Source organism: Virgibacillus natechei (genome assembly GCF_026013645.1).
Lineage (GTDB): Bacteria > Bacillota > Bacilli > Bacillales > Amphibacillaceae > Virgibacillus_L > Virgibacillus_L natechei.
The window spans coordinates 2,099,775-2,126,035 of record NZ_CP110224.1; the positions used below are offsets into that span (position 1 = coordinate 2,099,775).

26 protein-coding genes are annotated in these 26,261 nt (G+C 36.2%); all 26 read right to left on the reverse strand.

Features of this window, described 5'->3' with window-relative positions; genetic code table 11:
* Nucleotides 1-7: 7 nt before the first annotated feature.
* Nucleotides 8-1,117, reverse strand: a complete 1,110-nt coding sequence (locus OLD84_RS11015; protein WP_209461913.1) for a Nif3-like dinuclear metal center hexameric protein — start codon at nt 1,115-1,117, stop codon at nt 8-10.
* The gene (locus OLD84_RS11020) at nt 1,110-1,823 is read right to left on the reverse strand and encodes a tRNA (adenine(22)-N(1))-methyltransferase (RefSeq protein ID WP_209461914.1); all 714 of its coding nucleotides are present in this window, start codon (nt 1,821-1,823) and stop codon (nt 1,110-1,112) included. Before OLD84_RS11020 ends, OLD84_RS11015 begins: the two co-directional genes overlap by 8 nt.
* A 190-nt stretch (nt 1,824-2,013) precedes the next feature.
* Nucleotides 2,014-2,409, reverse strand: a complete 396-nt coding sequence (gene cccA / locus OLD84_RS11025; protein ID WP_209461915.1) for a cytochrome c550 — start codon at nt 2,407-2,409, stop codon at nt 2,014-2,016.
* A 390-nt stretch (nt 2,410-2,799) separates the two neighbouring features.
* Nucleotides 2,800-3,921 (reverse strand): RNA polymerase sigma factor RpoD, encoded by a 1,122-nt coding sequence (rpoD, locus tag OLD84_RS11030; RefSeq protein ID WP_209461916.1) that lies wholly within the window; start codon nt 3,919-3,921, stop codon nt 2,800-2,802.
* Nucleotides 3,922-3,956: 35 nt separating this feature from the next.
* Nucleotides 3,957-5,771 carry a DNA primase gene (dnaG, locus tag OLD84_RS11035; protein ID WP_209461917.1) on the reverse strand — a complete coding sequence of 605 codons (1,815 nt, stop codon included), beginning with the start codon at nt 5,769-5,771 and terminating at the stop codon, nt 3,957-3,959.
* A 378-nt stretch (nt 5,772-6,149) separates the two neighbouring features.
* Nucleotides 6,150-6,953 carry a pyruvate, water dikinase regulatory protein gene (locus OLD84_RS11040; RefSeq protein WP_209461918.1) on the reverse strand — a complete coding sequence of 268 codons (804 nt, stop codon included), beginning with the start codon at nt 6,951-6,953 and terminating at the stop codon, nt 6,150-6,152.
* Nucleotides 6,954-6,972: 19 nt separating this feature from the next.
* A complete protein-coding gene (locus OLD84_RS11045) occupies nt 6,973-7,602 on the reverse strand; it encodes a transcriptional regulator CcpN (RefSeq protein ID WP_209461919.1) in 630 nt (209 codons plus the stop codon).
* Nucleotides 7,603-7,705: 103 nt separating this feature from the next.
* Nucleotides 7,706-9,790 (reverse strand): glycine--tRNA ligase subunit beta, encoded by a 2,085-nt coding sequence (gene glyS / locus OLD84_RS11050; RefSeq protein WP_209461920.1) that lies wholly within the window; start codon nt 9,788-9,790, stop codon nt 7,706-7,708.
* Nucleotides 9,791-10,669 (reverse strand): glycine--tRNA ligase subunit alpha, encoded by an 879-nt coding sequence (gene glyQ, locus OLD84_RS11055; protein WP_209461921.1) that lies wholly within the window; start codon nt 10,667-10,669, stop codon nt 9,791-9,793.
* Between the two features lie 314 nt (nt 10,670-10,983).
* Nucleotides 10,984-11,727 carry a DNA repair protein RecO gene (recO, locus tag OLD84_RS11060; RefSeq protein WP_209461922.1) on the reverse strand — a complete coding sequence of 248 codons (744 nt, stop codon included), beginning with the start codon at nt 11,725-11,727 and terminating at the stop codon, nt 10,984-10,986.
* Between the two features lie 56 nt (nt 11,728-11,783).
* Nucleotides 11,784-11,930, reverse strand: a complete 147-nt coding sequence (locus OLD84_RS11065) for a YqzL family protein (RefSeq protein ID WP_209461923.1) — start codon at nt 11,928-11,930, stop codon at nt 11,784-11,786.
* A 94-nt stretch (nt 11,931-12,024) separates the two neighbouring features.
* Entirely contained in the window at nt 12,025-12,924 is a 900-nt protein-coding gene (gene era / locus OLD84_RS11070; RefSeq protein WP_209461924.1) for a GTPase Era, read from the reverse strand.
* A gap of 715 nt (nt 12,925-13,639) precedes the next feature.
* Nucleotides 13,640-14,005 (reverse strand): diacylglycerol kinase family protein, encoded by a 366-nt coding sequence (locus tag OLD84_RS11075; RefSeq protein WP_245301470.1) that lies wholly within the window; start codon nt 14,003-14,005, stop codon nt 13,640-13,642.
* The gene (gene ybeY / locus OLD84_RS11080) at nt 13,995-14,459 is read right to left on the reverse strand and encodes an rRNA maturation RNase YbeY (protein ID WP_209461926.1); all 465 of its coding nucleotides are present in this window, start codon (nt 14,457-14,459) and stop codon (nt 13,995-13,997) included. The genes OLD84_RS11075 and ybeY overlap by 11 nt, the downstream gene beginning before the upstream one ends.
* Entirely contained in the window at nt 14,459-16,597 is a 2,139-nt protein-coding gene (locus tag OLD84_RS11085; RefSeq protein WP_209461927.1) for an HD family phosphohydrolase, read from the reverse strand. The genes ybeY and OLD84_RS11085 overlap by 1 nt, the downstream gene beginning before the upstream one ends.
* 68 nt (nt 16,598-16,665) lie before the next feature.
* A complete protein-coding gene (locus OLD84_RS11090) occupies nt 16,666-17,625 on the reverse strand; it encodes a PhoH family protein (RefSeq protein ID WP_209461928.1) in 960 nt (319 codons plus the stop codon).
* 2 nt (nt 17,626-17,627) lie between these two features.
* Nucleotides 17,628-18,872 (reverse strand): sporulation protein YqfD, encoded by a 1,245-nt coding sequence (gene yqfD, locus OLD84_RS11095; RefSeq protein ID WP_209461929.1) that lies wholly within the window; start codon nt 18,870-18,872, stop codon nt 17,628-17,630.
* Between the two features lie 23 nt (nt 18,873-18,895).
* Nucleotides 18,896-19,177, reverse strand: a complete 282-nt coding sequence (gene yqfC, locus OLD84_RS11100) for a sporulation protein YqfC (RefSeq protein WP_209461930.1) — start codon at nt 19,175-19,177, stop codon at nt 18,896-18,898.
* Between the two features lie 653 nt (nt 19,178-19,830).
* Nucleotides 19,831-20,349, reverse strand: a complete 519-nt coding sequence (locus OLD84_RS11105) for a hypothetical protein (protein WP_209461931.1) — start codon at nt 20,347-20,349, stop codon at nt 19,831-19,833.
* 27 nt (nt 20,350-20,376) lie between these two features.
* Nucleotides 20,377-21,375: a flotillin-like protein FloA gene (gene floA, locus OLD84_RS11110; protein WP_209461932.1), complete on the reverse strand. Its 999-nt coding sequence runs from the start codon at nt 21,373-21,375 to the stop codon at nt 20,377-20,379.
* 42 nt (nt 21,376-21,417) lie between these two features.
* Nucleotides 21,418-22,752, reverse strand: coding sequence for an NfeD family protein (locus OLD84_RS11115; protein WP_390336690.1), 1,335 nt, complete (start codon nt 22,750-22,752; stop codon nt 21,418-21,420).
* A 187-nt stretch (nt 22,753-22,939) separates the two neighbouring features.
* Nucleotides 22,940-23,386 carry a GatB/YqeY domain-containing protein gene (locus OLD84_RS11120; protein WP_209461934.1) on the reverse strand — a complete coding sequence of 149 codons (447 nt, stop codon included), beginning with the start codon at nt 23,384-23,386 and terminating at the stop codon, nt 22,940-22,942.
* A 15-nt stretch (nt 23,387-23,401) separates the two neighbouring features.
* Nucleotides 23,402-23,578 (reverse strand): 30S ribosomal protein S21, encoded by a 177-nt coding sequence (gene rpsU / locus OLD84_RS11125; protein ID WP_209461935.1) that lies wholly within the window; start codon nt 23,576-23,578, stop codon nt 23,402-23,404.
* 150 nt (nt 23,579-23,728) lie between these two features.
* A complete protein-coding gene (deoC, locus tag OLD84_RS11130) occupies nt 23,729-24,400 on the reverse strand; it encodes a deoxyribose-phosphate aldolase (protein ID WP_209461936.1) in 672 nt (223 codons plus the stop codon).
* A gap of 140 nt (nt 24,401-24,540) precedes the next feature.
* Complete coding sequence (locus OLD84_RS11135; RefSeq protein ID WP_209461937.1) at nt 24,541-25,290, reverse strand: 16S rRNA (uracil(1498)-N(3))-methyltransferase; 750 nt, start codon at nt 25,288-25,290, stop codon at nt 24,541-24,543.
* A 24-nt stretch (nt 25,291-25,314) separates the two neighbouring features.
* Nucleotides 25,315-26,256, reverse strand: coding sequence for a 50S ribosomal protein L11 methyltransferase (gene prmA, locus OLD84_RS11140; protein WP_209461938.1), 942 nt, complete (start codon nt 26,254-26,256; stop codon nt 25,315-25,317).
* Between the last annotated feature and the right edge of the window lie 5 nt (nt 26,257-26,261).

Genomic DNA, 26,261 nt, shown 5'->3' on the forward strand with positions numbered 1-26,261 from the left:
TCATCCTTTAAATAAATTGAAATGGCTCTGTATTTGACTCAGATATCATTACTTCTACCGTATTACTTTGAAGTCTGTCATCCAAATATTGCTTCGTTGCTTTTTTCATTACTTTCTCTATATAGTGCCCTGGATCAATTAACGATAATCCCATTTGCCACGCAGTTTGCGCAGTATGAAAAGTCATATCACCAGTTATATAAACATCAGCCCCCTTTTGCTTCGCTGCATTTATATATTTTTCACCACTTCCACCTAAAATAGCAACCTTGTTTATTTTTTTTGTTAAATCTCCTGTTATGCGCATATGTGAAATATCAAAAGCATACTTAACTTGTTTACAAAACGTTTCGAGATCAGTTTGTTTATCCAATGTTCCCATTCTTCCAAGTCCAAGGACTTCTCCTTGATTATGCAAGGGGAAAATATCATAGGCGGCCTCTTCATACGGATGTGCCTCAATCATGGCATGAACAACGTTTGCAAGAATTCCTTCTTGTACGATGGTTTCAACTTTAATTTCATCAACGATTTCCAATTCATTCTGCGTTCCAATATGGGGGGCTGTCCCTTCAAGTGGTTTAAATGTTCCTTGCCCTTCTATTTGAAAGGTACAATTACTATAATCACCAATATGGCCAGCCCCACTGTTGTTAAAAGCCTCAAGAACATCATTTTTATGTGACTTCGGAACGGAAACAGAAATTTTAAACAGTTTTTCTGTCTTGGTTTCCACGAGAACATCCTGAGATTGAAGATTTAACAAATCAGCTAACATATCGTTTACTCCACCATTTGCAATATCTAGATTAGTGTGTGATGCATATACAGAGATATTATGTTGAATTAACTTGTGGATAATACGACCGTGAGGAGTATCGATATTTACTTCTTTTATCGGCTTAAATAACAGTGGATGGTGCGCAATAATAAGGTCAATATCATTATCAATTGCTTCATCTACCACAGATTCTAATACATCTAATGTAACCATTATTTTTTTTACTGAATTCGTATAGGATCCAATTTGTAAACCAACGTTATCCCATTCATATGCTAGATTAAGCGGTGCCCATTCTTCCATCAAACGAAAGATGTCTAAGTTTGTTTTAGTCATCAGATAAAACCTCCTTCATCCATTTTAATTCCTTTTCAAACTGATTTATCTTTTGTATATCTTTTACTTTAGCTTTATCCATTTGATTTATCACTGTTTGTAATTTTTCATGTTCATGTTTCCATTTTTGATAGAATGTAGCTGTTCTATTTTTCATTAATAGAGGGCCAAACAATAATTGCTGATCCACTAAACTCGCATCATATGGACTTCTATTTTCTCCTCTGTCAGCTACAATAATTTCATAAATATGGCCGTTTTCCTCTAGTATTGCTTCATTTGTAACTGTAAAACCATGTATTAAAAACCATTTGCGAATAGTTCTTGCATCAATATTAGGCTGAACTACGATACGATTGACCGCATTTAATTTAGAAATGCCATCTTCGAGAATGGATCTAATCAATGCACCACCCATACCAGCAATTACAAGCTGATTAACCTCTTCATTTTCTACTACCTCTAACCCATTACCCAAACGTACTTCAATTGAATCAGACAACCCGTATAAATGAACTGTTTCTACAGCACTATTAAACGGGCCTTCATTTACTTCACCTGCAATCGCCCTTGCTTTTTCATCATGCAAGCAAATGTAACAAGGTAAATAAGCATGATCCGTACCTATATCAGCAAACAAAGCACCCTCAGGCACATAAGTTGCTACTTTTTTTAACCGCTTTGATAACTTAACTGTCTCTATCATTGAAATCTCCACTTTCATATTCTTTTAAATGTAATAGAAAACTCCACGTTCGTTAAAGGGATTCTTAAGAAATCCTTTGTTTTTCGGGCAGATAGGAAAAAACGTAAACTGTCTTATCTGCTAATAAGAATAAGAAGAGCTTTCTGTACATAGCAGAAAGCTCCTCATTTATATCATTCATTAATAATAATTACTGTTCTGCTAACCATGTTGCAATAGCAGCCGCTTGCTCATCATCCACTAGACCACCTGGCATACCAGCGTCTGTACCTTCAATAATGATCTCTTCAATCTCGTCTTCTGATAATCTGTCACCTACTTCAGCTAACTCAGGGCCAGACCCACCAGATAAGTCCTCCCCATGACAATTCATACAATTATTTGTGTAAACTTCTGACGGATCCTCTTCCGTTGCACCCTCTTCGGCCTCATCTCCTGTTTCTTCTTGTGCCTCTTCCTGTTCTTCTCCATTACCATCTTCAGCAATATCTTCTCGCTGACCTACACCAATAATAGAAACCACCAAAACAGTAAGTATCCCTAAAACAGCAATTATAGCATATGGGATGACTGGATTTCCTCTCATTGCATATTCCTCCTTATGTATAATCCCTTATTGAAAAAGACTATATTTATTTTACTCCAAATTTACTTTTGTTTAAAGCAATATGATATAAAACTTATAAAAAACTTAATCAACGAAAATTTATCGCAGTCCCACGACGTTTGGTATTTAGTCGACACTGCGATAAATTTGCAAAATAATTTAAAATGACGTACTATAATTACAAGAAATGAAAACGATCACAAAAGAAATAGAAAGGATACTCGTATTAATAATCCTTTCTTCTGCCTTTTAAATTGTTTTGGTTTAAGCACGAATGCTAGCGCATCGTTTTAAGTATTTGATACTATGAAAAATTACATAATAGGAAAAGTCACTGTTCACGAAAAGTGCACAATGACCTAATCATATTTAATCTAAAAAGTCTTTAAGTCGTTTGCTACGGCTTGGATGCCTAAGTTTACGCAGTGCTTTTGCCTCTATTTGACGTATTCTTTCTCTCGTGACGCCGAATACCTTTCCAACTTCTTCTAATGTCCTAGTTCGACCATCATCCAGACCAAAACGTAATCGCAAAACATTTTCTTCGCGATCTGTAAGTGTATCCAATACATCTTCTAGTTGTTCTTTTAAAAGTTCATATGCAGCATGATCTGATGGTGAAACAGCTTCCTGATCTTCAATAAAATCACCTAGGTGTGAGTCATCTTCCTCACCTATTGGCGTTTCGAGTGACACAGGCTCTTGAGCGATTTTTAGAATATCCCGAACCTTATCTGGAGATAATTCCATTTCTTCGCCAATTTCTTCCGGTGTTGGTTCCCGTCCAATATCTTGCAATAATTGGCGTTGTACCCGAATAAGTTTGTTAATTGTTTCGACCATATGAACCGGGATCCTGATTGTCCTTGCCTGATCGGCAATAGCACGTGTTATTGCTTGGCGAATCCACCATGTTGCGTACGTACTGAATTTAAACCCTTTTCGATAATCAAACTTTTCCACGGCTTTAATTAAGCCCATGTTACCTTCCTGAATAAGATCAAGAAATAACATTCCACGACCGACATAGCGTTTAGCAATACTGACAACTAGGCGTAAGTTTGCTTCTGAAAGGCGGCGTTTGGCTTCTTCATCGCCTTTTTCAATTCGTGTAGCAAGTTCAATTTCCTCAGCAGCTGATAATAAATCAACTCGCCCTATTTCTTTTAAATACATCCGGACTGGATCATTGATTTTAATGCCCAGCGGAACACTTAAGTCATTTAAATTAAACTCTTCTTCTTTTGCAATCTGCTGCATATTAGGGTCATCTTCAGATTCTCCTATTACTTCTACACCCTGCTCTCCTAGGTGCTCATAAAACTCGTCCATTTGATCTGATTCAATAGCAAAATTAGATAAGCGATCTGCCACTTCTTCATAAGCTAAAACACCACGCTTTTTACCCATTTCTACTAATTGTTCCTTTGCTTGTTCCAGGGTTAGCTCGGTTTCATTTTGCTTTGTTTGTGAAGGCTTATTTTCGGCCATATGAGTCCCCCTCCTTCCAGACTATACATTATCATTCAATTTGTATTCTTCAGCTGCTTCTGTATGTCAATTATTTGCATTGCAATTTCTGCAGCTCTTAGTGGATCATTTTGCTGCTCAGCTAATTTTTGACTTTCTTTCAACGATTTAATGTTACCTACACCATTCGCTTCAGCACGTATGAATTTTATATAATCATTAATTTCTTTATCGCTGATATCTTCGAGCACAGGTGTCATAGCTATTTTTATAGCTAATTGCTTTACGTTTTCGTCTGTTAATTTATCAATAAATACACTAACATCAGCTTGGCGCCCCTCTTCATAAAAAGCATATAAATGAGTGGCGATAATTTTATGTTCATCTATATTAAAAGCGACTCCTAATTCCCGTTGTACTGTATCAGCAATATGAGCATCTTGTAGCATATATGAAATAAGTTGTCTTTCAGCATTGTGAAATGCTGGAAGTAATTTTTTTTCAGTATAATTGTTCGCTGTCTTATTAGTATATCGGTTCTTTTCTCTCTTATCCTTCCGAATGCCCATTTTTTCACGATGGGTACTGATTTCATCCGTTAATGTTTCTAATGATATATCATATTCATTACTCAATTCTTTTAAGTAATATTCCCGTTCGATTGGACTTTCAATCATCGCAAGTTGTTTGAGAATATTTTCGATATAATTTATTCGATCTCCTTCAAGACTTAAATTATAATCTTTTTTCAAATAACGCATATAAAAACTCATAAAAGTATTGCTTGCTTTTATTACTTCATTGTTAAAAGCTTCAGCACCATGTTCTTTAATGAATGTATCGGGATCCATGTCGTCTCTCAAATTTGCAACTTTAACATGGCATCCAACTTTACGCAATATCATGGAAGCTTTGTATGTTGCCTCAACGCCAGCATTATCGGCGTCATAACACAGAACCACTGTATCAACATATCGCTTTAAAAGTTTCGCTTGATTCTCTGTTAGAGAAGTGCCGAGTGTCGCTATAACATTCTTCACATCAGCCTGGTATGCAGCAATAACATCCATATACCCTTCAAATAAGATTACTTCACTTTTTTTGCGAATATGCTTTTTTGCCAAATCAAAGTTGTATAGAATTTTTCCTTTTTGAAACAATTCACTCTCAGAACTGTTTAGATACTTAGGATCCTGATCTATGATAGCACGACCACCAAAACCTATTGTTTTCCCTAAGTGATTGCGGATTGGAAAGATTACTCTACCTTTAAATCGATCCGTTACACTATTATCATCTTGTTGAGAAAGTAAACCTGCTTTAACTAGCAACTGTTGATGGAAACCTTTTTTATCAAGGAAATCTCTAGTGAAATCTTTCGCATTTGGTGCAAACCCTAATTGAAACACTTCGATCGTTTCATCATCAAGACCCCTGTTTTTAAAATAGTTATAACCTTCTCTACCATCTTTTGTATATCTTAGTAAATGGTGATAGAGTTTCGTGAGCCATTCATAGGCAGACAAAATACTTTGATTTTCCTTAGACAATGATGTTTCTTTCTTGATTCCAGTTTCTGGAAGTTCAACACCACTTCTATCTGAAAGGAATTCTAATGTTTCATAAAAAGAATAATTCTCCATTTCCATTAAAAAAGTCATTACATTTCCACCTTTTTTACAACCAAAGCAATGAAAAATTTGTTTTTCCTGCGTGACTGAAAAAGATGGGGTTTTTTCGCCATGAAAAGGACATAACCCAAAATAATTTCTACCTTGTTTCTTCAATTGTACATATTGACCTATAACATCAACAATGTCATTGGCTTTTCGAATGGTTTCAATTACTTCATCAGATACTTGATTAGCCATATAAACCACCATACTATAATATTATTCGAGATGTGTTAAAGAAAAACCTTCATAGTTCGACATTTTCTTTGTATATGAAAAATATTCTTTTCGAATTCTATAGCCATATATTTACTTATTTATATCAAGCCTTAATTACTAATTCTACACGCAACCGTAAGAATCCTTCCTTATGATGAATGTTTTACTTTTCAGAATACCCTTTCAAGGCTAAAAGAACTATTACTACTTATATCTTTACACAAAAAATAATTATAATACAAATTCGACAAAATTGCCAGTCAAAAAGTTTCTAATTTGCTCTTTTTGATTAGAAAGACCAAGAAAAACATCCTAAACGGCTTGTTTAGAATGTTTTTCTCTTTTATGAAATGCATATTATTTTTGTATAATTTGTCGAATAACATTTGCTGTTTCTTCAACAGCTTTATTTGAAACATCTATCACTTCGCATCCAATTTTATCAACGATTTTATCAAAATATTCAATTTCTTCATGAATACGCTGTATATTGGCGTAACTTGCCTGATCTCCCAAACCTAGAGCCTTAAGACGTTCTTTCCTTATTTCGTTTAATTTTTCTGGACTAATACGAAGTCCAATACATTTAGAAGAATCGACACCAAATAGTTCTTCCGGTGGATCTACTTCAGGGACAATTGGCACATTCGCAACTTTTAGTCGTTTATGTGCTAAGTATTGCGACAAGGGAGTTTTTGATGTGCGCGATACACCGATTAAAACAATATCTGCTCGGGCAATCCCTCGTGAATCTCGTCCATCATCATATTTCACAGCAAATTCAATTGCCTCTACGCGTTTAAAATAATCTTCATCAAGCTTATGCACCAACCCTGCTTCAAGTCTGGGTGCAGCTTCAAATACGCGCTCCATAGCTGATAACATTGGACCCATGATGTCAATTGCTTCTATATTCATTATATTTGCTTGCTCGTTTAAATAGTTTCTAAGTATCGGGTCTACTAAGGTAAAACCTATGATACCGTTTTTTTCTTTTGCTAATTGGATGGATTCATTGATCGTTCCTTTATCTTCAATATAAGGTATGCGATGTACCTTGAATTCTCCATTATTAAACTGACTCAATCCTGCCTTGATAACTAATTCAGCAGTTTCCCCAACAGAATCAGATAAAACATAAACAATTGGTTTGGCACCCATATTAAGCTCCTCTCCTATCTTATATATGGTCGTCCATGATTAATTCAACAAACACTTTGGTTATCGTTGTTTTCGTTATACGACCTACAACTTCCAATCCACTTTCAACATCTTTTACTACTGGTATTCCATCAATTTGATTATTAATTAATTTCTGGGCTACATCAATTAATAAGTCCTCTTTTCTGCACACGGTTATGTTTGGCATTCGTGTCATAATAATATGAACAGGAATGGCGCTTAAATCCTGCTGCCCGATACTTGCTCTTAACAAATCCTTCCTTGACAGCACACCAGTTATACAAGCATTCTCATCTACTACAAATAATGTACCGACATCCTCTAGAAACATGGTGGAAATTGCATCATATACAGATACATTTTCTTTGACTACTATTGGTATATGTTGGAATTCATAAACTTTATATGCTTTGATTTTTTCGGTAAGTAGTTCAGAACCTGTTTTTCCAGTGTAAAAATAACCTACACGTGGTCTGGCGTCCAGGAATCCGGCCATCGTTAAAATGGCTAAATCAGGACGTAACGTGGCTCTTGTAAGATGGAGACGATCTGCTATTTTTTCACCTGTTATCGGCCCACCTTCTTTAACAATTTCAAGAATTTGTTCTTGCCTCTTTGATAATTCCACCTTTTCACCACCTAATAACACTATGACATACTACTTTCAATTCGTATATTCCAATTGAAGTGATTGTTGAAAATGTCTCTACTTAGGCCACAGCTAACTTAACTTAGAATTGTTGTTTCCACTCCACCGCTGTTAGGTCTGCATAATCCAGTATTAAATAAGCAATCTTATTTACAAGTGCGAGTCGATTGGTTTTAATTTGGTCATCTTCCGCCATAACCATATTATGGTCAAAGAAATTATGAATAGGTTCCGCTAGCTCTCCTAATAGTTCTAACGTGCTTTTAGCGTCTTTTTGTTCCTTAACTTTCGCGTAGTCGTTAACTAGTGCTTCATATTTTTCGTATAATGCCTGTTCTGAATCCGTTTCAAAATGTTTTTGATTCACTTCTGTTTGGTTTGTTTTACTAGCTAGGTTCAGTACACGAACTAACGCTTCTTGAATATATTTAAATTGATCATCGTTACGCTTATTTGTAAGAATAGTTGCTTTAGCAAAGGTATAATCAACAGCACCTATTTCCCTGTGGAGTACTGCCTGTACAACATCTTGTTCAACTCCCATCTCTTTGAGCAAGTAAGCTGCACGAAGGTGGAAAAAGTCAGCAAGGTCATTCGTAACTTTCTCGGCATTTCTCTGATCAATATCCAATGTTTGATATACGCTTTTCGTCGATTCCAGAAGGCTTTCAAGTGTGATATTCCACTTATTGGCCTGCATTATTCTAAGAATTCCTGTTGCTTGTCGGCGCAAGCCATATTGATCAGTTGAACCTGTTGGTATTAATCCGATCGATATACAACCAACGATAGTATCTAATTTATCAGCTATACTTACGACAGACCCTGCGATCGACTCCGGAAGATACCCATTTGCTTGTTTGGGTAAGTAATGTTCTTTAATAGCTTTAGATACTTCACTATTTTCCCCAAAATTCAGTGCATATTTTTCTCCTATTATTCCCTGTAGCTCCGTAAATTCATTTACCATATGCGACATTAGATCAAATTTACTTATTTCTGCTGTCCTTATCGCATTATTAGCTGTTTTTTCATCAAGATTCAACAGCTGTGCTAGTTCCCTTGTAAGATAAACAACACGCCGCACTTTATCACTAATTGTCCCTAGTTTTTCCTGAAAAACAACACGTTCTAATTTGTCCATATAGTAATCAATGGAATGATTTTGATCTTCCTCATAAAAAAATTGAGCGTCTGCCAATCGTGCGCGTAGTACTTTTTCATTTCCTTTTATAACTGTATCAAGTGCATAATCATCCCCGTTTCTAACACCCACGAAATATGGCAACAATGTACCATCATGTGATTTCACAGGAAAATACCGTTGATGTTCCTTCATCGAGATTATTAATACTTCTGACGGTAGCTGTAAAAAGCTTTTCTCATAGGAACCTACAAATGCAGTTGGATATTCAACTAAATTCCTTACCTCGTCTAATAATTCCTTATCAACTGGAATCTGAAAGTTCTCTTTCTGCTCCACTTGTTTTATACCATCCAAAATCAGACGTTCACGTTCACCAGCATCAACAACAACATAGTTTTTAAATAAAGCCGTTTGATATTCTGAAGGATTATTTAATGATAGTTCTGTTCCCAAATATCGATGACCAAATGTTACATTACTTGTTCGGACATTTGCTACTTCAAACGGGATAACAGAGTCACCAAATAAAGCAACGAGCCATCTGATTGGGCGTGCATATTTTAGGGTTTGTTCAGCCCAGCGCATGTTTTTTCCAAATTGAATGGATTCAATAATAGACCTAAGTTCAGGTAATAGGTCTGTAGTTTGCTTTCCTTCAATATGTTTTTTTACATATATATATGTTGTTCCATTTAAATCTTTCGTATATATATCTTCTACTGTTTTACCTTGCCCTTTCGTAAATCCTATTGCGGCTTTCGTCCAATCCCCATTTGCATCTTTTGCAATATCTTTAGCAGGACCCTTTGCTTCTTCTACAATTGTCGTTTGTTCTTCTGCTACATTCTTAACGAGTACAGTAAGGCGTCTTGGTGTTGAGAAAGAAATGATGGAGTCATGTGTAATGCGCAATTCAACCAACCAATTTTTTGTTTTATCTGCTAGCTGTCTCTCAGCATCGTCTATATACCGGGCAGGTAATTCTTCTAATCCAATTTCAACTAACACATCTTTACCCATTTATTTCTCCTCCTTTTTCAACATGGGAAATCCAAGCCGTTCTCTTTCAGCAACATAGGATTTCGCAATATTTCTAGCAAGCTTTCTGATTCTTGAAATATAGCCTGTGCGTTCTGTTACAGAGATAACTCCTTTTGCATCCAACAGATTAAATGTGTGCGAGCATTTTAATACATAATCATAGGATGGGAAAACCAAACCTTTTTCCATCGTATCTTTCGCTTCGTTTTCATACATCGTAAATAGCTGAAACAGCATATCGGTATTCGATTCTTCAAATGTATACTTAGAATGTTCATATTCAGGCTGGAAGAATATATCCTTAACGGTAACGCCATTCGTCCATTCCAAATCAAAAACATTCTCTTTATCTTGAATATACGATGCCAGTCGCTCAATCCCATACGTTAATTCAACTGTTACTGGATTTGCTTCCAGTCCGCCTATTTGCTGAAAATAAGTAAATTGCGTGATTTCCATTCCATCCAGCCAGACCTCCCATCCCAATCCAGCTGCTCCAAGTGTTGGATTTTCCCAATTGTCTTCAACAAAACGAATATCATGCTTCAGTGGGTCAATTCCAAGCTTTTCTAAGGATTCTAAATACAAATCCTGAATATTGTCAGGTGATGGCTTCATAATCACCTGAAATTGGTGATGCTGGTAAAGTCTGTTTGGATTATCTCCATATCGCCCATCAGCAGGCCTTCTTGACGGCTCCACATAAGCAACATTCCAAGGCTCTGGCCCCAGACTTCTTAGTAATGTCATCGGTGACATTGTACCTGCACCTTTTTCTACATCGTATGCCTGCATAATAATACAATTTTGTTCAGACCAGTGTTTTTGAAGTGTTAAAATCATTTCCTGGATATTCATTACATTCATCCTTCCATGTCAAAATTAACAGTAGACGTTAATAAAACCCGCCCCTATGCCTATATATACAGACATAGGGACGGGTTTTAAGCCGTGGTTCCACCCTATTTGCTCGATTAAACAGAGCCACTTTATACGATTTGCTCCAGAGCGCCATTCCTTACCCTTCTATTGTCCAGCTTTCACTAGTCTAGACTCGCTATAAATAGAATATGAATAAGTACTATTCTCTTTCTTAGCAATGCATTTAATTTGATTTCATTGAAATGTAAATAGTAATGGATATATACGGATATGTCAATAAAAAAGCTTCCTTACCTTAAGGAGTCCAATTGATTTAAGAACTTACGTGATTTCAAAAAATATCCTCCATACTGATCGTAATAGGCATCCAATATATGGCGTAATAATTGTTTGTTTTCTGGTTTTATTGAGATAGAGCCTACCCTTTCAAGCTGTGCATTTGCAAGTACATAGAAAAGTTTAGCAACCGATGCAGGTAATGATATTGCCTGCTGATCAAAATTTCTACAACGACTACACAATAATCCGCCTTCCGCAATAGAAAACGCTGTAAGTCCCTCGTTATTTCCACAATTAACACATCTATCTACAGTAGGAGCAAATCCACCCTTTTCAAATAATTTTAATTCATACATCATTATTGGTATGTCCGCATCCTCCTGTTCGGAAATCCAATCCATCGATTGAATAAGCTCGCCATAAATATAAATATCCGGGTTCTGAAATTCCATTAATTTATCTGTCAATTCAGTTATGTAGGCTGTATAAGCTGTCTTTATAATATCTTCACGAATTGCTCTAAATGAGTGTAGTACTTCACCTTGCTGCATGGTACTTAATCCACTATTCACATAGACAAAAAACTCACCATAGATGAATGGCTGCGTTACAGCAGCCATTCTACTTTTAGGTTTTTTTGCTCCTCTAGCAATAGCAGAGAATTTTCCAAGCTTTTTACTAAATATCGTAACTATTTTATTTGTTTCACCATAATCCTGCGTTTTAATTATAATCCCATCAATTTTTTCGAGCACAAAGCTTCACCTTTCCTATCTTGTCCCCGTGATTAAAGCAAGAGTGCTTTTTACTATTATACCCTCGTGTCCAGTGATTCGTTTACTTCATTTTCAGTCTGTGTGACCTCATTTGGTCTATGTTCATTTTCTAACTCTTTCATTAATAAATAGGTTTCAATGTTCCCCGTTTCACTGAATATTTTCCACGTAATATCGACCACAAGAAACCCCACCTTTCTGTCATGATTGAAAATGTAACTCACTACTTAGAATTACCACACCTGAGGAAACAATTAGTATAAAATATTACCATGTTTAATAATCATCACTTCGGAATCCATATTCATTAAGCTGACTCTGTTTATTTCTCCAGTCTTTATTTACCTTTACCCAAAGCTCTAAATACACTTTCGACCCAAGTAGTACTTCGATATCTTGACGCGCACTTTTTCCAATATTTTTCAGCATGGTTCCTTGCTTACCGATTAATATACCTTTTTGAGTTTTTCTCTCCGTTATTACGGTTGCTTGAATAAATATAGTGTTCGTATCCCTTGTTTCAAAATTTTCAAGGACAACGGTTACCGAATGTGGTATTTCTTCTTTTGTTAATTGTAAAACCTTTTCTCTGATTAATTCCGTAATAATAAAGCGTTCAGGGTGATCCGTCACTTGATCTTCCGGATAATATTGAGGACCTTCAGGTAAATGTGTTTTTAGCACATCTAGTAAATGTGTAACATTATTTCCTTTTAAAGCTGATATAGGTACAATTTCTTCAAAAGTATACTTTTGTCGGTATTGATCAATTAACGGAAGCAAATCATTAGGATGTACCAAATCTACCTTATTTATGATCAGATATACGGGGCGATTAACCTGTTGCAGGCGATCCAAAATATATTGATCACCTTTTCCATATCCTTCCTTTGCATCAATCATAAATAAAATAGCATCCACTTCATTTAATGTATTTTCTGCGATCCTTACCATGAAATCGCCCAATCGATGCTTTGGTTTATGAATACCAGGTGTGTCAATAAAGACTATTTGTGCATCATCATCTGTTAACACGCCTTGAATTTTATTTCTTGTTGTTTGTGGTTTATCACTCATAATCGCTATTTTCTGTCCAATCACTTTATTCATAAACGTTGATTTTCCGACATTTGGTCTACCAATAATTGCAATAAATCCTGATTTAAAATTATCCATGTTGTATCCTCCACGATGTTTTCTTATTATTTTATGATACTACAAATGTAGCCAGGTTTCACGTAATCGACAAAACCTTTGAAAAGTTTCTCTTCTTCTATAAAATAGTACATAATGCTTCATAGTATTCCACGAAACCACAAACGGGTATTATTTCTTATAAGATAATTACTTATGGACTTCGCAGTTGATATAAAAGACGACACAGTGAAAATTCCCTTTCATGAGAAGTCTCTCGTTCTAATGATGGTTGGGTGCTTGGATTCGCTCCAGAAACACATTTCGCTTTCCGCGGGCGGCTGGTGAGCCTCCTCGTGCTACGCACTGCGGGGTCTCACCGATGCCTTTCCTCCCGCAGGAGTCTTCATGTGTTTCCTCCGCTGATAAGATGCTTTTCAACTTCATAAAAATTACTGCTTAATTATATAACAAATATAGCCATGCACTCTTATGAAGGTTGATTGGAGCGGAGTACAGTCGACTCCTGCGGGAACAGCACGAGTCTGAAGACCCCGCAGCAGCGGTTCCCTGCGAGGAGGCTGAAGCCGTGCCCGCGGAAAGCGACTGTACGCAGCGGAAATCAACCTGGTAGTTATGTCGTCTTTTATAGATATTGTGTCAAAAACAACAATTCTTTTCGGTAGGACGAGTAACCGCAGTACCAATCTTTTAGATAACAGCCTTATGTAAAAGAAAAAGCCCCGTCCACAGGGCTCTATAGTAAAACGTATAACTTTGGAATAAATATAATCAAACCTACCACAAGAGCAGTAATTGCCGATACTAAGACCGCTCCAGCAGCAATATCTTTAATAACTCCTGCTGATGGGTCCAGTTCCGGTTTAAGGTGATCCATAATTTTCTCAATAGCACTGTTTGTGATTTCCGCTACTAATACCAAGCCTATAACTAAAAAAAGGATGGCCCACTCTAAACGTGTTAATTGAAAGATAAAACCTGCAATGATGATAAGAAGCGTTGCTGCCAGATGAATTTGAAAATTTCGTTCAGTTCTAGCAACTTCACGTATTCCATTCCATGCGAAAGAAAATCCGATTGGATCCTTTTTTTTATCGCTCAATGCCAAATTCCTCTAATATTTCTTCCTGCTTTTGAAACATTGACATTTCTTCTTCTTCATCCTGGTGATCATATCCTAGCAAATGAAGAAAACCATGAACGGTTAAAAAACCTAACTCTCTCTCCATGGAATGATTATACTCCATTGCCTGTTCATTCGCTTTATCTACAGAGATTACAACATCTCCCAAAACCAACGGAATATTTTCACCGATAATTTCCAATTCCCCTTCAACCGTTTCTTGTAATGCAAAGGATATAACGTCAGTAGGTGTATCCTGTTGTCGATAGTTTCGATTTAACTCTTGAATCTCATTATTGTCCACAAAATTAATCGAAATTTCGGCTTCAGCAGAAATACCTTCTTTGTTAGCTGAAAATAGGAGTAGTCGTTGTAATAAATCGATATAATCAGTAGGAACAGAATTTGTTGAATCATGAAAATCAATATACATTATTTTGCCTCCTTGATAGGATACTGGATTCTGGAATGGAAAATACCTTTGAGTGCTTCACATATTGTAAGGCGAATTATTTTCAAGTCTCTTAGGGTAATAGGCGTATCATCAAATTGACCATCCATCATTCGATCATTCACAATGGACGCTACTATTTCTTCAATTTTTTCTTCTGTCGGTTCATTAAGCGAACGAACTGCTGCTTCAACAGAATCACATATACATATGATTGCTGCTTCTTTTGATTGAGGTTTTGGTCCAGGATAACGATACTGTTTTTCCTTTACAAGTTTATTTCCCTCTTTTTCTTTATAGTAAAAATACTTCAATAAAGTTGTGCCATGATGCTGCTGTGCTATATCAATAATATCTTTAGGTAATTTATACTTCTTTAACATATCTGCCCCATCATATGGATGGTTTATGATGATTTCTGCACTTTGTCTTGGCGCAATAACATCATGTGGATTATTTATTGATAATTGATTTTCAATAAAATAATGAGGTCGTACCGTCTTTCCGATATCATGATAATAAGAGCCTACCCTTGCAAGCAATCCATTTGCACCAATTGCTTCGCAAGCTGTTTCACTTAAGTTTGCTACCATCACAGAGTGGTGGTATGTACCTGGTGCTTCTGTTAGTATCTTTTTAAGTAGGGGTTGGTTTGGATTCGATAGTTGCAGTAATTTCGAATCTGTTAAAACTCCTAACACTGTTTCAAAAAATGGCAATAAACCGATTGTCAGAACAGCTGAAAAAAATGCAGCAGCTATTCCAAAACCCGCTTGAGTGAATACGTCTTCTAAAGCATAATTTTCAAATGATAGAAATATAAATAATAGTACGGTTATAACATTTACAACCGCCATTCCAATACCAGCTTTAAGTATAGCTAACCGATCTTTTACATCCGTCAAGAAAAGAATTCCGGCTAGTTGAGCAAAGAAGAAGTATATACCTACTTCAAAATTTAAAGATCCTGGTATTTCACCGTTAAAAATGATGCTACCTAAAATAGCATATAAGGTACAGAGAATTACCGCGAAGCGTTCATTAATTAACTGCTTGACTAACAACACGCCTGTAGCAACCGGTACAAGATAAAACATTTGGCTTCCTTGTACTGTATATAAGCTGATTGCTTTCATTAGTGAGATTACCATAATGCTAATAAAAACGATCGAGATCATTTTCCTTTGATCCAGTTTATTTTGCTTCGCAAGCTTTACCATTTCATATGCAATTACACTAATTATAAGCGTAATTAATAATGCTAAACCGATTATAGGATAAACATTTCGCTCATTACTCAACAATCCTGCAAAATCAAGTTCTTCATAAACCTCATTCGTTATGGTTTGTCCTTCCCTGACAATTATATCACCTGCTCTAATTACAACAGGTTCTATACTATTCGCGGCTTCCCTTCGCTCATCCATGGTTTGTTCAACGTCAAAAAAGGAGTTTTCAACAATTGCAAATTCACTAAGATCGTATAAAGGTTCTTTTACATCTTGATCTAAATCTGAATCTTCAATACTTTGTTTGAGCGTTGAGGCCTCCGTTGCAATATTTTCAGATCGAACGCCTTTTTCCAAGGATTCCTTTAATGAATCCACGAATACCATTTTTCCTTCTTCTCGATCATGACTTGATAATTCGAGAAGTTGTAGCCAAATTTCGTCACGAACAGCGTCGGAAATTTCAGGTGACAATAGCTGTTTTAATTGTTGTACTTTTTCATCATTTGTCATTGGAACTGGCGTGTTTTCATCCTCAACATCGGAAAGCTTATAAATTTCTTCTTCTGATTTCTCTAATGCATCAAAAATTTCTTCGACATATTCAACACGTTCCTCTGTCATTTCGTCCGATATTTCAAATTTATCTTCAACCGATTGAATAGCTTCTCTGGTTTCACGTTCTGTTTCCTGTTCTTTCTCAAAGGTTAAGGGTGACCTTATCGTTTCGTCAGCGATACCAAAACGTTCAATATCATATGCTTGGGTGTGAACATTATTTAATGAAATAAAAAAGAAAAATAAACCTAACAACAATACAGATATTAGTATAAAAATTGATTGATTTCTTATGATCAATAATGATTTTAGGCTATTGAATATCTTTTTCATTGTTTCACCCCATTTACGAATTAAGATTTAGAAATAGGTTCTGCAAGAGGAGAACCTATTCAAAAAAACTAATTGTTTTTTTCATAAGCATCAATAATCCGTTGTACTAATGGATGTCTAACTACATCTGACTGATCCAGATGTATAAATCCTACCCCCTTAATGGATGATAGGAGGTTTTTTGCTACTTTCAGACCTGATGTTGCCCCTTTTGGTAAATCAACCTGTGTAATATCACCATTTACGATCATCTTTGATCCAAAACCTAAACGTGTTAAGAACATTTTAATCTGTTCTGGTGTTGTATTCTGAGCTTCATCCAAAATGACAAACGCATCATCTAGTGTTCGGCCACGCATATAGGCAAGAGGTGCAATTTCGATTGTCTCCCGTTCTATTAAACGCAAAGTATGCTCTACACCTAGAACATCATGTAATGCGTCATACAATGGACGAAGATATGGATCGACCTTTTCCTTTAGATCACCTGGTAAAAAACCTAAGCTTTCTCCCGCCTCAACAGCAGGTCGCGTTACTATAATGCGCTTCACATTTCCATTTTTTAAGGCATGAACAGCCATTACAACAGCTAAATAAGTTTTACCAGTACCTGCAGGGCCAATTCCAAAAACAAGGTCATTGGATCTAATTGCATCAATATAATCTTTTTGTCCTAACGTTTTTACTCGAATTGATTTCCCTTTTGCGTTTTTCGTTATTTCATCTTCAAATAGTGTTTCAAATTGATTGATTTTTCCATTTTTAGCTAAATCAACAGCATAGACAACATCTCGTTCAGAGATCGATAACCCTTTTCTAATTACCGATAATAATGTCAAAAGTATGTCCTGAACAAGTGAGATATCTTCATCTGTGCCCGACACTCTAACCTGCTCTCCTCTTGTTACAATCGATACATTTAATTGTTCTTCAATTTGTTTTAAATATTTATCATTTGTTCCAAATAAAGCTAAGGCTTCACTTGTATTTGCTAATTGTAAATCTATTTCCTTGAGGTTCTCTGACATAATCAATCTCCTTGATTTATAGGTTGAATTGGTTCGTTTCTGACAATATCTTCTTCTACACTAATATATAAGTTTAATTTAACTTTACCACTCTCGGTTGTTTCATGCAAAACATTCTCGGAGATGATTTTTGAATCTTGTCCTAATTGTAACTTCAATTCATTTTTAGCTTGTTGAATTCCTGTATTTATAGCCTCTTCTTTTGTTCTTTCTACATTATTATTGACCTTTTCACTTAGGGTATTTGTAACAAATTTAATAGGTAATTCCCATTTAAAAAAGTTTATCGACTTTTCATTTGATTCCCTGTGAATTTCATCGTAATCAGGCTTCCCAAAACCCCATATCGGTAATTGTAGGCGACCTAGCTGTAAATAATACTTATCCTTCTGATTCCCTGTTACATGTTCATAATTACCCTCTAATGGCACATTAACGGTCACCTCATACCATGTAGTAGCGGTTATCTCTCCATCAGCAGTTACTAGCTCCAAGTTTGTCTCCGTTTCTTCGGAATTCTCGTCTTCTTCTTTTTCTGCTTCAATTTCATCTTCATTTAGTATACCAGAAACCAATACATCTCCTGGTTCGACGTAATCATTTACAGCTACCCTTGGGAGCCCTTCTGAAACATACATATTTTTAATTATGCCTTTTTTATTTGCTATCAAATGTCGTGGTCCTCTGCTTTCTTCTTCTTTAACGATTGACTTTTCTACACCTTCTAGGTAAAAGGTTGTCCCTTTTTGATGCACACCAACCCATAATAGTTCAGGTACATCTTGTACTAATTGTTGTTGAATACTATTAGGTGATTCCAATGTAAAAATCCAGGCACCCGAATGAATGCCATAATTATTTAGCTGTTTACTAATTTTTTCTTCAATATCTGAAGGAACACCTGTGATTCTAACTTCCCAGATTATATTTGATAGAAATATTATAAGCATGAAACTCATAATCAACCCAACCATAAGTTGTTTTTTTCTCGTAAATCGTTTGATAAAAAATGGATATCCTTTTTTACTTATGAATTGTATTTTATAATCCATTTTTCGTTTTATAGACCTTATTTTTTTTATATCACTTAGTTTAACATTTCCAACACATAAATCATCACCTGTTTTTTTAATATCCCATACTAATATACCTGCTTGCATGCATTTTTGAAAAAATAGCTCAGGTCTGTTCCCTTTAATTTGAACCGTCACATATCCTCTAATAAATGAACCTTGTTTATGCTTCATTTCTTCCTCCTTGACAACGAAATTTATTCAGAAATAAATTTTACTTCTGTTATTGTACCTTCCAATAAAATTTCTTCAGGTAGCATCATCTTTAATACAAAGGAAGATCCCAAAATTTGTATAAAACCTTTATTTGTCTTTAATCTTAGTTCCGTATCGGAATAGGTTTCTAGTCCTTGATGATTTTCAATATAAACATGTAATTGTCCAATTATTGTTATTCGTGGTAATTCAAGAATTACATCGGAAGGAAGGGCAAAATATTTTACTAACCAAGGACGAATACGTTGTTGTAGTTTTTTCATTAATGCATTCTCCTCTCTCCATCATATTTATGACTGAAATGAAAAGTTAAGAACTATATTGAAAAACTGTAGAAAAATAAACTAAAATCATACTTTTAGTGAAGGCTCAAGGTTTCTATTATATATAACATGGCGGTTTGTTTAATTACAGAACAAAAGCGCAAGCGCCCGTTTAGAAACGTACAAACTGCGCTCAGCGCTGCGGGTGGTTCAACGTTGCCACGCAAAGTGGCGGTTTTAGTTGAACTTCCACTCCGCAATGAGATTAGATGAACTTGACTTATCGCCAGTAGTGGCGAAAGTCAAAGTGAATCTAAAAGGAAACATGCCCCCTCATAGGGGGATGCCGACGCCTGAGCGCAAGCACCGTTTTAGTCTGCCTTCCTTAAGCCAAGTGAGTAGATGTTGACTTTCACCACAAGGGTATAAGTGCGACTTTACTTCTGCCTGCGCCTGCCGGCTTGGCAATCAGTAAGTCTTCTTTATCGTAGTGGAGGAGTGTGAAGTTTGATAGTTGCTGGGCGCTGGAACTGGACGTGGCTATTTCAGTGTATAAGTGATCCACAGCTTTTAAATTCTATAGTTTCCTGCAATAAAAAAGCCATCAACAAGTTAAGCTGTTCTAAGCTAAATTGTTGATGGCTTTTAATTAGTTATTGATTACTTTTTCGGTCTGTAATAATACTTCGATAAGGTTTTTTCGCTCTCGGGCTTCCTAACACTTCAGACATTATAACTGCGTTTAGTACACCCTTTCTTTGCAAATTATCTTGCATTTGTCTTCTAAAATCATTTTGTTTCTTAGAAAGATCCTGGGCGGTATCCTGTAAGGAATTACCAATCTCGCCGTTATGGTGAGATTGTTTTTCCATCACATCTTTTGTCTCTGTTTTTAATTGATTTGCTAATCGTTCCATTTGGTCATTTTGCTGTTGCTCAACAGAAGACTGAGAACTTGTCTGTGTAGATTGACGTCCGCCATAACTCCCTTGCTGTGGTGAATGATGACCACTAGAAGGTCGAGGATTAGGATTCGGTCTAGGATTATTATTCGGGCTTCTCTCCTGCTGTTGTTCTGGAGAACTATTTCTGAGTAAACCTATAATCCCTGCAATAATGATAATAACTATAAAAAGGTTATTCATAATCAATTCTATAAAAGATTCCACCATAACCCTCCTTTACTTGCATGGATGATCTTATTTTGGATCATTTTCGTCATTATTATTTTCGTCAGTCAATTTTCCAATTGTATCGCGCATATCTGTATCTGCATCGATATTTTTATAATTCATATAATCCATTACTCCCAAGTTACCTGAGCGTAATGCTTCTGCAAGCGCAAGAGGAACATCTGCTTCTGCCTCAACAACTTTGGCGCGCATTTCTTGAACACGTGCAACCATTTCTTGTTCTTGAGCAACAGCCATAGCGCGACGTTCTTCCGCTTTAGCTTGTGCAATATTTTTATCGGCCTCAGCTTGATCTGTCTGCAGAATAGCTCCAATGTTTTTACCGATGTCAACATCAGCAATATCGATCGAGAGAATTTCAAATGCAGTACCAGCATCTAATCCTTTACCTAATACTGTCTGAGAAATAGAATCTGGATTTTCTAACACTTTCGAGTGTCCCTCTGCACTTCCAATGGTACTTACAACACCTTCACCGACACGTGCAATGATTGTTTCTTCCCCTGCACCACCGACTAGACGGTCAATGTTAGCACGAACCGTAATTCTTGCTTTTGCTTTAACTTCAATTCCATCCATCGCTATACCAGCAATAAATGGTGTTTCAATTACTTCAGGATTTACACTCATTTGTACTGCTTCAAGTACATCACGGCCTGCTAGGTCAATAGCTGCACCGCGTTCGAAAGGTAATTCAATATTAGCTCTATGTGCTGCAATAAGCGCATTTACAACTCTGTCCACATTACCACCAGCTAAGTAGTGACTCTCCAACTGGTTGGTTTGCACGCTTAATCCAGCTTTGTGTGCTTTAATTAAAGGATTAATCACTCTATTTGGTACTACACGACGTAATCGCATACCGACTAACGTGAATATACTAACTTTAACCCCAGCTGCTAATGCACTGATCCACAGCGCTACTGGTATAAACGTAAATAAGATTGCTAGTGCAATCAATATAACCCCGATTATAATAAGGGGCATAAGTTCTGATATTTCCATTCTAACTCCTCCTAATTAAATATAAAGTTTTTTGCTACTTTGTTATATTTCTCTAACGACTATACGAACTCCTTCTACTTTCACGATTTTAATTCGCATATTCTCGTCGATAAAGCCACCTTCTGAAATAACATCCAGCCGTTCTTCCTCAAATACACCCGATCCTGATGGCCGTAAAGGTGTAACAGCTATACCTTCTAACCCAATTAACTCTAAACGGTTCTCTGAAGATACATAGCCCTGGTCTGTTGTTACTTGGTCTTTTAAAATTACCTTTCGAAATACCCCCTTATCCATACCAATTCTTCTGATCAGTATGACTGCGAGTATCACTGCTACTAAAAAAGCAATTCCAATACTTATAGACATATGTCCTAAATCATAACCAGACATAAATAACGAACCAATCACTGCTCCAATACCGAGTGCACCAACAATTCCACCAGATACATAAAATTCAGCTATTATTAATACCATTCCAATCACAAGCAATACAATTGCTTCCATACCAGCTAATCCAGCTATAATGTGGCCATAGAAGAATAACAGTAATGACACAATACCCATTATGCCTGGAATACCAAACCCTGGTGAGAATAATTCTAAGATTAGCCCTATACTTGCTACGGATAGCAAGATTGGAATAACAACTGGATTTGTTAGAAACCGAGCAACCTCTTCCGCTAATGTTGTTTCAGTTTCCACAACAGTTGCATCTGATAAACCTAATTCATGTAACAATTCAACCCGATTCTCCACAATACCTTGAGCATACTCAACCTCGATCGCGGAATTAGCATCCAATGTTAAATATTGCCCTTCAGATGCACCGTATTCTGGGAGGTCGATACTCGGATCTGCCATTGCTGCGGCATATAAGGGGTCTCTGTCTTTTGATTCAGCTGCACTTCTCATGGAAGCTAACCAAGCTGATTGTGCCTTTTGGTCTGCGGCATTTCCATCTTGTGTAATAATACCGCTTGACCCCATTGTCGCCGTTGGTACCATATAAATATTATCCGTATTTAAAGCGATATATGACCCAGCTGATAACGCTTGGTTAACGATAAATGAGGTCGTTTCAACTTCCAAATTCTGCAGGATTCCTGCAATTTCTTCAGCAGAATCTACTCGTCCACCTGGTGTGTTAATTTCAAATACGATATGGTCTGCACCCTCATCGGTAGCTTCTTCTGTCGCACGAGATAAAAAAGCTTCCAAGCCGCGTTCTACCTCTTTTTCAATCGGTATAACATACACTAAACTTCCAGCTCCAGTTTCATTTGCATCAACAGATTCACCTAGATCTACTAAAGTTCCAATCAAAACTGAAAATAATATCAATATGTATAGTAAAGGTTTTTTGCCCAGCAAAATGATTCACCCCCTCTTTAGGTGTCTACCTTGTATACGATAATAGAGATATTGGTTTCATATTTCTATAATAAACCAATCTAATTTTATCATAAACAACCAGTTAGATGATACATTTTACGTTTGCAGCTTTTAAAAAGGATCCCTGTCACTATATTTATATATATGACAGGGATCCTCATTTGACCAATCAGTTTAACTGTTTAAGTACAAGTTTATTAATTTGAGAGCCATCTGCCTTTCCTTTAACCTTAGGCATTATTGCGCTCATCACTTTACCAATATCTTTCTTGGATGTCGCATTAACTTCTTGAATAGTTGATTGAACAATTGCCTCTAACTCTTCATTTGTAAGCTGTTTTGGCAAATATTCTTGTAAAATATTGATTTCAATGTCGAGTGATTCGACAAGATCATTGCGTCCAGCTGATTTAAATTCTTGGAGGGAATCTTTTCTTTGCTTTAACTCTCTTGAGAGTATTGTTAATTCTTCTTCTTCTGAGAGTGTATCTTTACCAAGGTTAATCGTTTCATTTTGCAACGACGCTTTTACCATGCGAATAACATTCAATTTTTCTTTATCTTTTTGCTTCATTGCTTGCTTCATATCTTGGTTCATCTGTTCAAGTAATGTCATGCACTTGCACCCTCTTTAAAATTTACGCTTTCTAGCAGCTTCAGACTTCTTTTTACGACGAACACTTGGCTTTTCATAGTGTTCACGCTTACGATATTCTTGTAGTGTACCACTTTTTGACACGCTACGCTTAAAGCGACGAAGAGCATCCTCAAGATTCTCGTTTTTCTTAACGCGAGTTGTATTTGACATGCTAATTTCCCTCCCTCCGAAGCAAAAAACAGGATTATAAAAACATGTATAAATTCTACATGTCTAAACCAAAGTATAATATATTACACCTTATAGGTCAACTAATTATTAAATTTATAAAGGAATTAATGACATCTTTGTCTATAATGCTTAATAATCAGAAGTACCTATATCACCTTTTACAATAGCAATACCAGCACTTGCCCCTATGCGCGTTGCACCTGCATCAACCATTGCCACTGTGGACGCATTATCACGAACGCCTCCAGAAGCTTTAACTCCCATTTCACTGCCTACTGTTTGACGCATTAAACGAATATCCTCGACCGTGGCACCTCCACCAGAAAAACCAGTTGATGTTTTAACAAAATCTGCACCCGCTTCTTTTGCTAATTTACATGCTCGAATTTTTTCGTCTTCCGTCAATAATGAAGTTTCAATAATTACTTTTGTAAGTGCACTTTCTTTAGAAGTGTTAACAACTGCTTCAATATCTGCTTTAACGATCTGATCATTGTTTGATTTTAACTCTCCAACATTGATAACCATGTCCACTTCTGTTGCACCATCTTTAATCGCCTGGTTTGTTTCAAAAACTTTTGTTTCTGTAGATGTTGCTCCTAATGGGAATCCGATAACAGTACAAACTTTAACTGAAGTATCTTTTAAATTCTCATAGCAAAACGGTACCCAATATGGATTGACACACACAGAAGCAAATTCGTACTCTCTCGCTTCATCAACAACTTGTTTCATTTTATCTTTTGTTGTATCTGGTTTCAATTGAGTGTGATCAATATACTTAGCTAATTCATAACTCATGCATAAACACCCTTTCTTCATCTAATTATCATATGATCTGCTTTTAGAAAACTTGGCATTCAACAAGCTTTCGGTGAATGTCTTAGCCTGCATTTATGCAGTAAGAAAGTTTTTATACTTTCTTATCTGCGAACAAAATTTTATAATTCTTCAAATTGATAAGAAATACTTGCTAACACATATAAAGCTGCGGTTTCCGTTCTCAAAATTCGAGGGCCAAGGCGAACAGGGTGAAAACCATTATCTTTTAATTGCTTTGCTTCATTAGTAGTGAACCCACCTTCAGGGCCAATGCATACAAATAACCGCTGACCTCTTTCGACCTTACTTAGAATCCCACCAAATGATTGATGATTTTCAATTTTCGCTTCCTCTTCGTAGGCAAACAGCTTCACATCATAATGGTCGCTTTCCCATATCAAATCAGCTAGTTTCATCGGGGATGAAATTATAGGAATTTTATTTCGATGACTTTGCTCACTAGCTTCTTTAACTATTTTACGAAAACGATCCATCTTTTTGGCTATCTTCTTATCATCCCAAACAACAACTGAACGTTCGGCCTGGTATGGAATAAAAGAACTTACACCAAGTTCCGTTGCCTTTTGTAAAATTAGGTCCAGTTTATCTCCTTTAGGCAATCCTTGAGCAATAGTTACATCTAAAGGCAATTCTACCGATTCATGAAGCCATTCAAGAACTTCGGCTCGAATAACGTTTTTTTCAACTGCTATAATCTTACAAATCGCAGCCTGACTATCTTCATTGTTACAAATGATTTTGTCCCCTTCTTTGTAACGCATTACTCGAGTTAAATGGTGTACGTCATCACTTTTTATGATAACTTCAGTCTCATACCAATCTGAATCCGGAATAAAGTATCGTTGCAAATTAGGCACCCACTTTTAAACGTACTAGTAAACTTTCTTAGCTGTAATAGAGATCCAATCATCTATCTCATTGACTTCTACTATGTTGAATCCTTGTAGCTTAAGCTCGTCTTGGACTAGCATTTCTTTACTTTTAATGATACCAGAAACGATAAAAATCCCACCCGGCACTAAAGTATTCCATGCATCGTTCACAAATCGAACAATAATTTCGGCTAAAATATTCGAAACAATAACATTTGCACTAACATTAACACCATCAAGTAAATCATTCTCTTTCGCTTCTATATTCTTATCCTGATTATTTAGTTTTGCGTTAATAATAGTGCTATTAACAGCAACGCCATCTAAGTCATAAGCATGTACACTTTTTGCACCAAGCAGAGATGAAGCGATACTTAATACTCCAGAGCCGCAACCAACATCAATAACGACATCCTCTTCTTTTACGTACTTCTCTAACGCCTGAATACTGAGTTTGGTTGTAGGGTGGGTCCCAGTTCCGAATGCCATTCCTGGGTCTAGTTCAATTATAATCTCCTCACTAGACTTTGGTTCATATTCTTCCCAGGTAGGTATTATCGTTATTTTTTCAGATATTTGCATAGGCTTATAATATTTTTTCCAAGCATTTGCCCAGTCTTCTTCGTTAATTTCGCTTCGTGTAACATGGTTTTCCCCAATCGTAATACCGTGGGTCTGTAAATGCGTTATAGACTTCTTTATATCTTGAACTAACGCATCTACATTATTATTCTCTGGAAGATATGTTTTGATGTATACCCCTTCTTCTGGATATTCATTCGGGTTCAATTCATAAACTTCTCCAAAAAATGTATCCCGCTCTTTCACTAAATCCAATGGATCTTCAATTACAAGTCCACTTGCACCAATTTCATTTAATATATTCGAAATTGGTTCAATTGCTTCGTTCGTCGTATGAATACGAATTTCTGACCATTTCATTAAAT

What these genes read in the sequence shown, in the direction of transcription:
- OLD84_RS11015 (WP_209461913.1), bottom strand. Translation starts at nt 1,117, where the DNA reads ATGACTAAAACAAACTTAGACATCTTTCGTTTGATGGAAGAATGGGCA.
- OLD84_RS11020 (WP_209461914.1), bottom strand. Translation starts at nt 1,823, where the DNA reads ATGATAGAGACAGTTAAGTTATCAAAGCGGTTAAAAAAAGTAGCAACT.
- cccA (WP_209461915.1), bottom strand. Translation starts at nt 2,409, where the DNA reads ATGAGAGGAAATCCAGTCATCCCATATGCTATAATTGCTGTTTTAGGG.
- rpoD (WP_209461916.1), bottom strand. Translation starts at nt 3,921, where the DNA reads ATGGCCGAAAATAAGCCTTCACAAACAAAGCAAAATGAAACCGAGCTA.
- dnaG (WP_209461917.1), bottom strand. Translation starts at nt 5,771, where the DNA reads ATGGCTAATCAAGTATCTGATGAAGTAATTGAAACCATTCGAAAAGCC.
- OLD84_RS11040 (WP_209461918.1), bottom strand. Translation starts at nt 6,953, where the DNA reads ATGGGTGCCAAACCAATTGTTTATGTTTTATCTGATTCTGTTGGGGAA.
- glyS (WP_209461920.1), bottom strand. Translation starts at nt 9,790, where the DNA reads ATGGGTAAAGATGTGTTAGTTGAAATTGGATTAGAAGAATTACCTGCC.
- glyQ (WP_209461921.1), bottom strand. Translation starts at nt 10,669, where the DNA reads ATGAATATCCAGGAAATGATTTTAACACTTCAAAAACACTGGTCTGAA.
- era (WP_209461924.1), bottom strand. Translation starts at nt 12,924, where the DNA reads ATGGATAATTTTAAATCAGGATTTATTGCAATTATTGGTAGACCAAAT.
- ybeY (WP_209461926.1), bottom strand. Translation starts at nt 14,459, where the DNA reads ATGTATATTGATTTTCATGATTCAACAAATTCTGTTCCTACTGATTAT.
- OLD84_RS11085 (WP_209461927.1), bottom strand. Translation starts at nt 16,597, where the DNA reads ATGAAAAAGATATTCAATAGCCTAAAATCATTATTGATCATAAGAAAT.
- OLD84_RS11090 (WP_209461928.1), bottom strand. Translation starts at nt 17,625, where the DNA reads ATGTCAGAGAACCTCAAGGAAATAGATTTACAATTAGCAAATACAAGT.
- yqfD (WP_209461929.1), bottom strand. Translation starts at nt 18,872, where the DNA reads ATGAAGCATAAACAAGGTTCATTTATTAGAGGATATGTGACGGTTCAA.
- yqfC (WP_209461930.1), bottom strand. Translation starts at nt 19,177, where the DNA reads ATGAAAAAACTACAACAACGTATTCGTCCTTGGTTAGTAAAATATTTT.
- OLD84_RS11105 (WP_209461931.1), bottom strand. Translation starts at nt 20,349, where the DNA reads ATGGTGGAATCTTTTATAGAATTGATTATGAATAACCTTTTTATAGTT.
- floA (WP_209461932.1), bottom strand. Translation starts at nt 21,375, where the DNA reads ATGGAAATATCAGAACTTATGCCCCTTATTATAATCGGGGTTATATTG.
- OLD84_RS11120 (WP_209461934.1), bottom strand. Translation starts at nt 23,386, where the DNA reads ATGACATTACTTGAACAGATGAACCAAGATATGAAGCAAGCAATGAAG.
- rpsU (WP_209461935.1), bottom strand. Translation starts at nt 23,578, where the DNA reads ATGTCAAATACAACTCGCGTTAAGAAAAACGAGAATCTTGAGGATGCT.
- deoC (WP_209461936.1), bottom strand. Translation starts at nt 24,400, where the DNA reads ATGAGTTATGAATTAGCTAAGTATATTGATCACACTCAATTGAAACCA.
- prmA (WP_209461938.1), bottom strand. Translation starts at nt 26,256, where the DNA reads ATGAAATGGTCAGAAATTCGTATTCATACGACGAACGAAGCAATTGAA.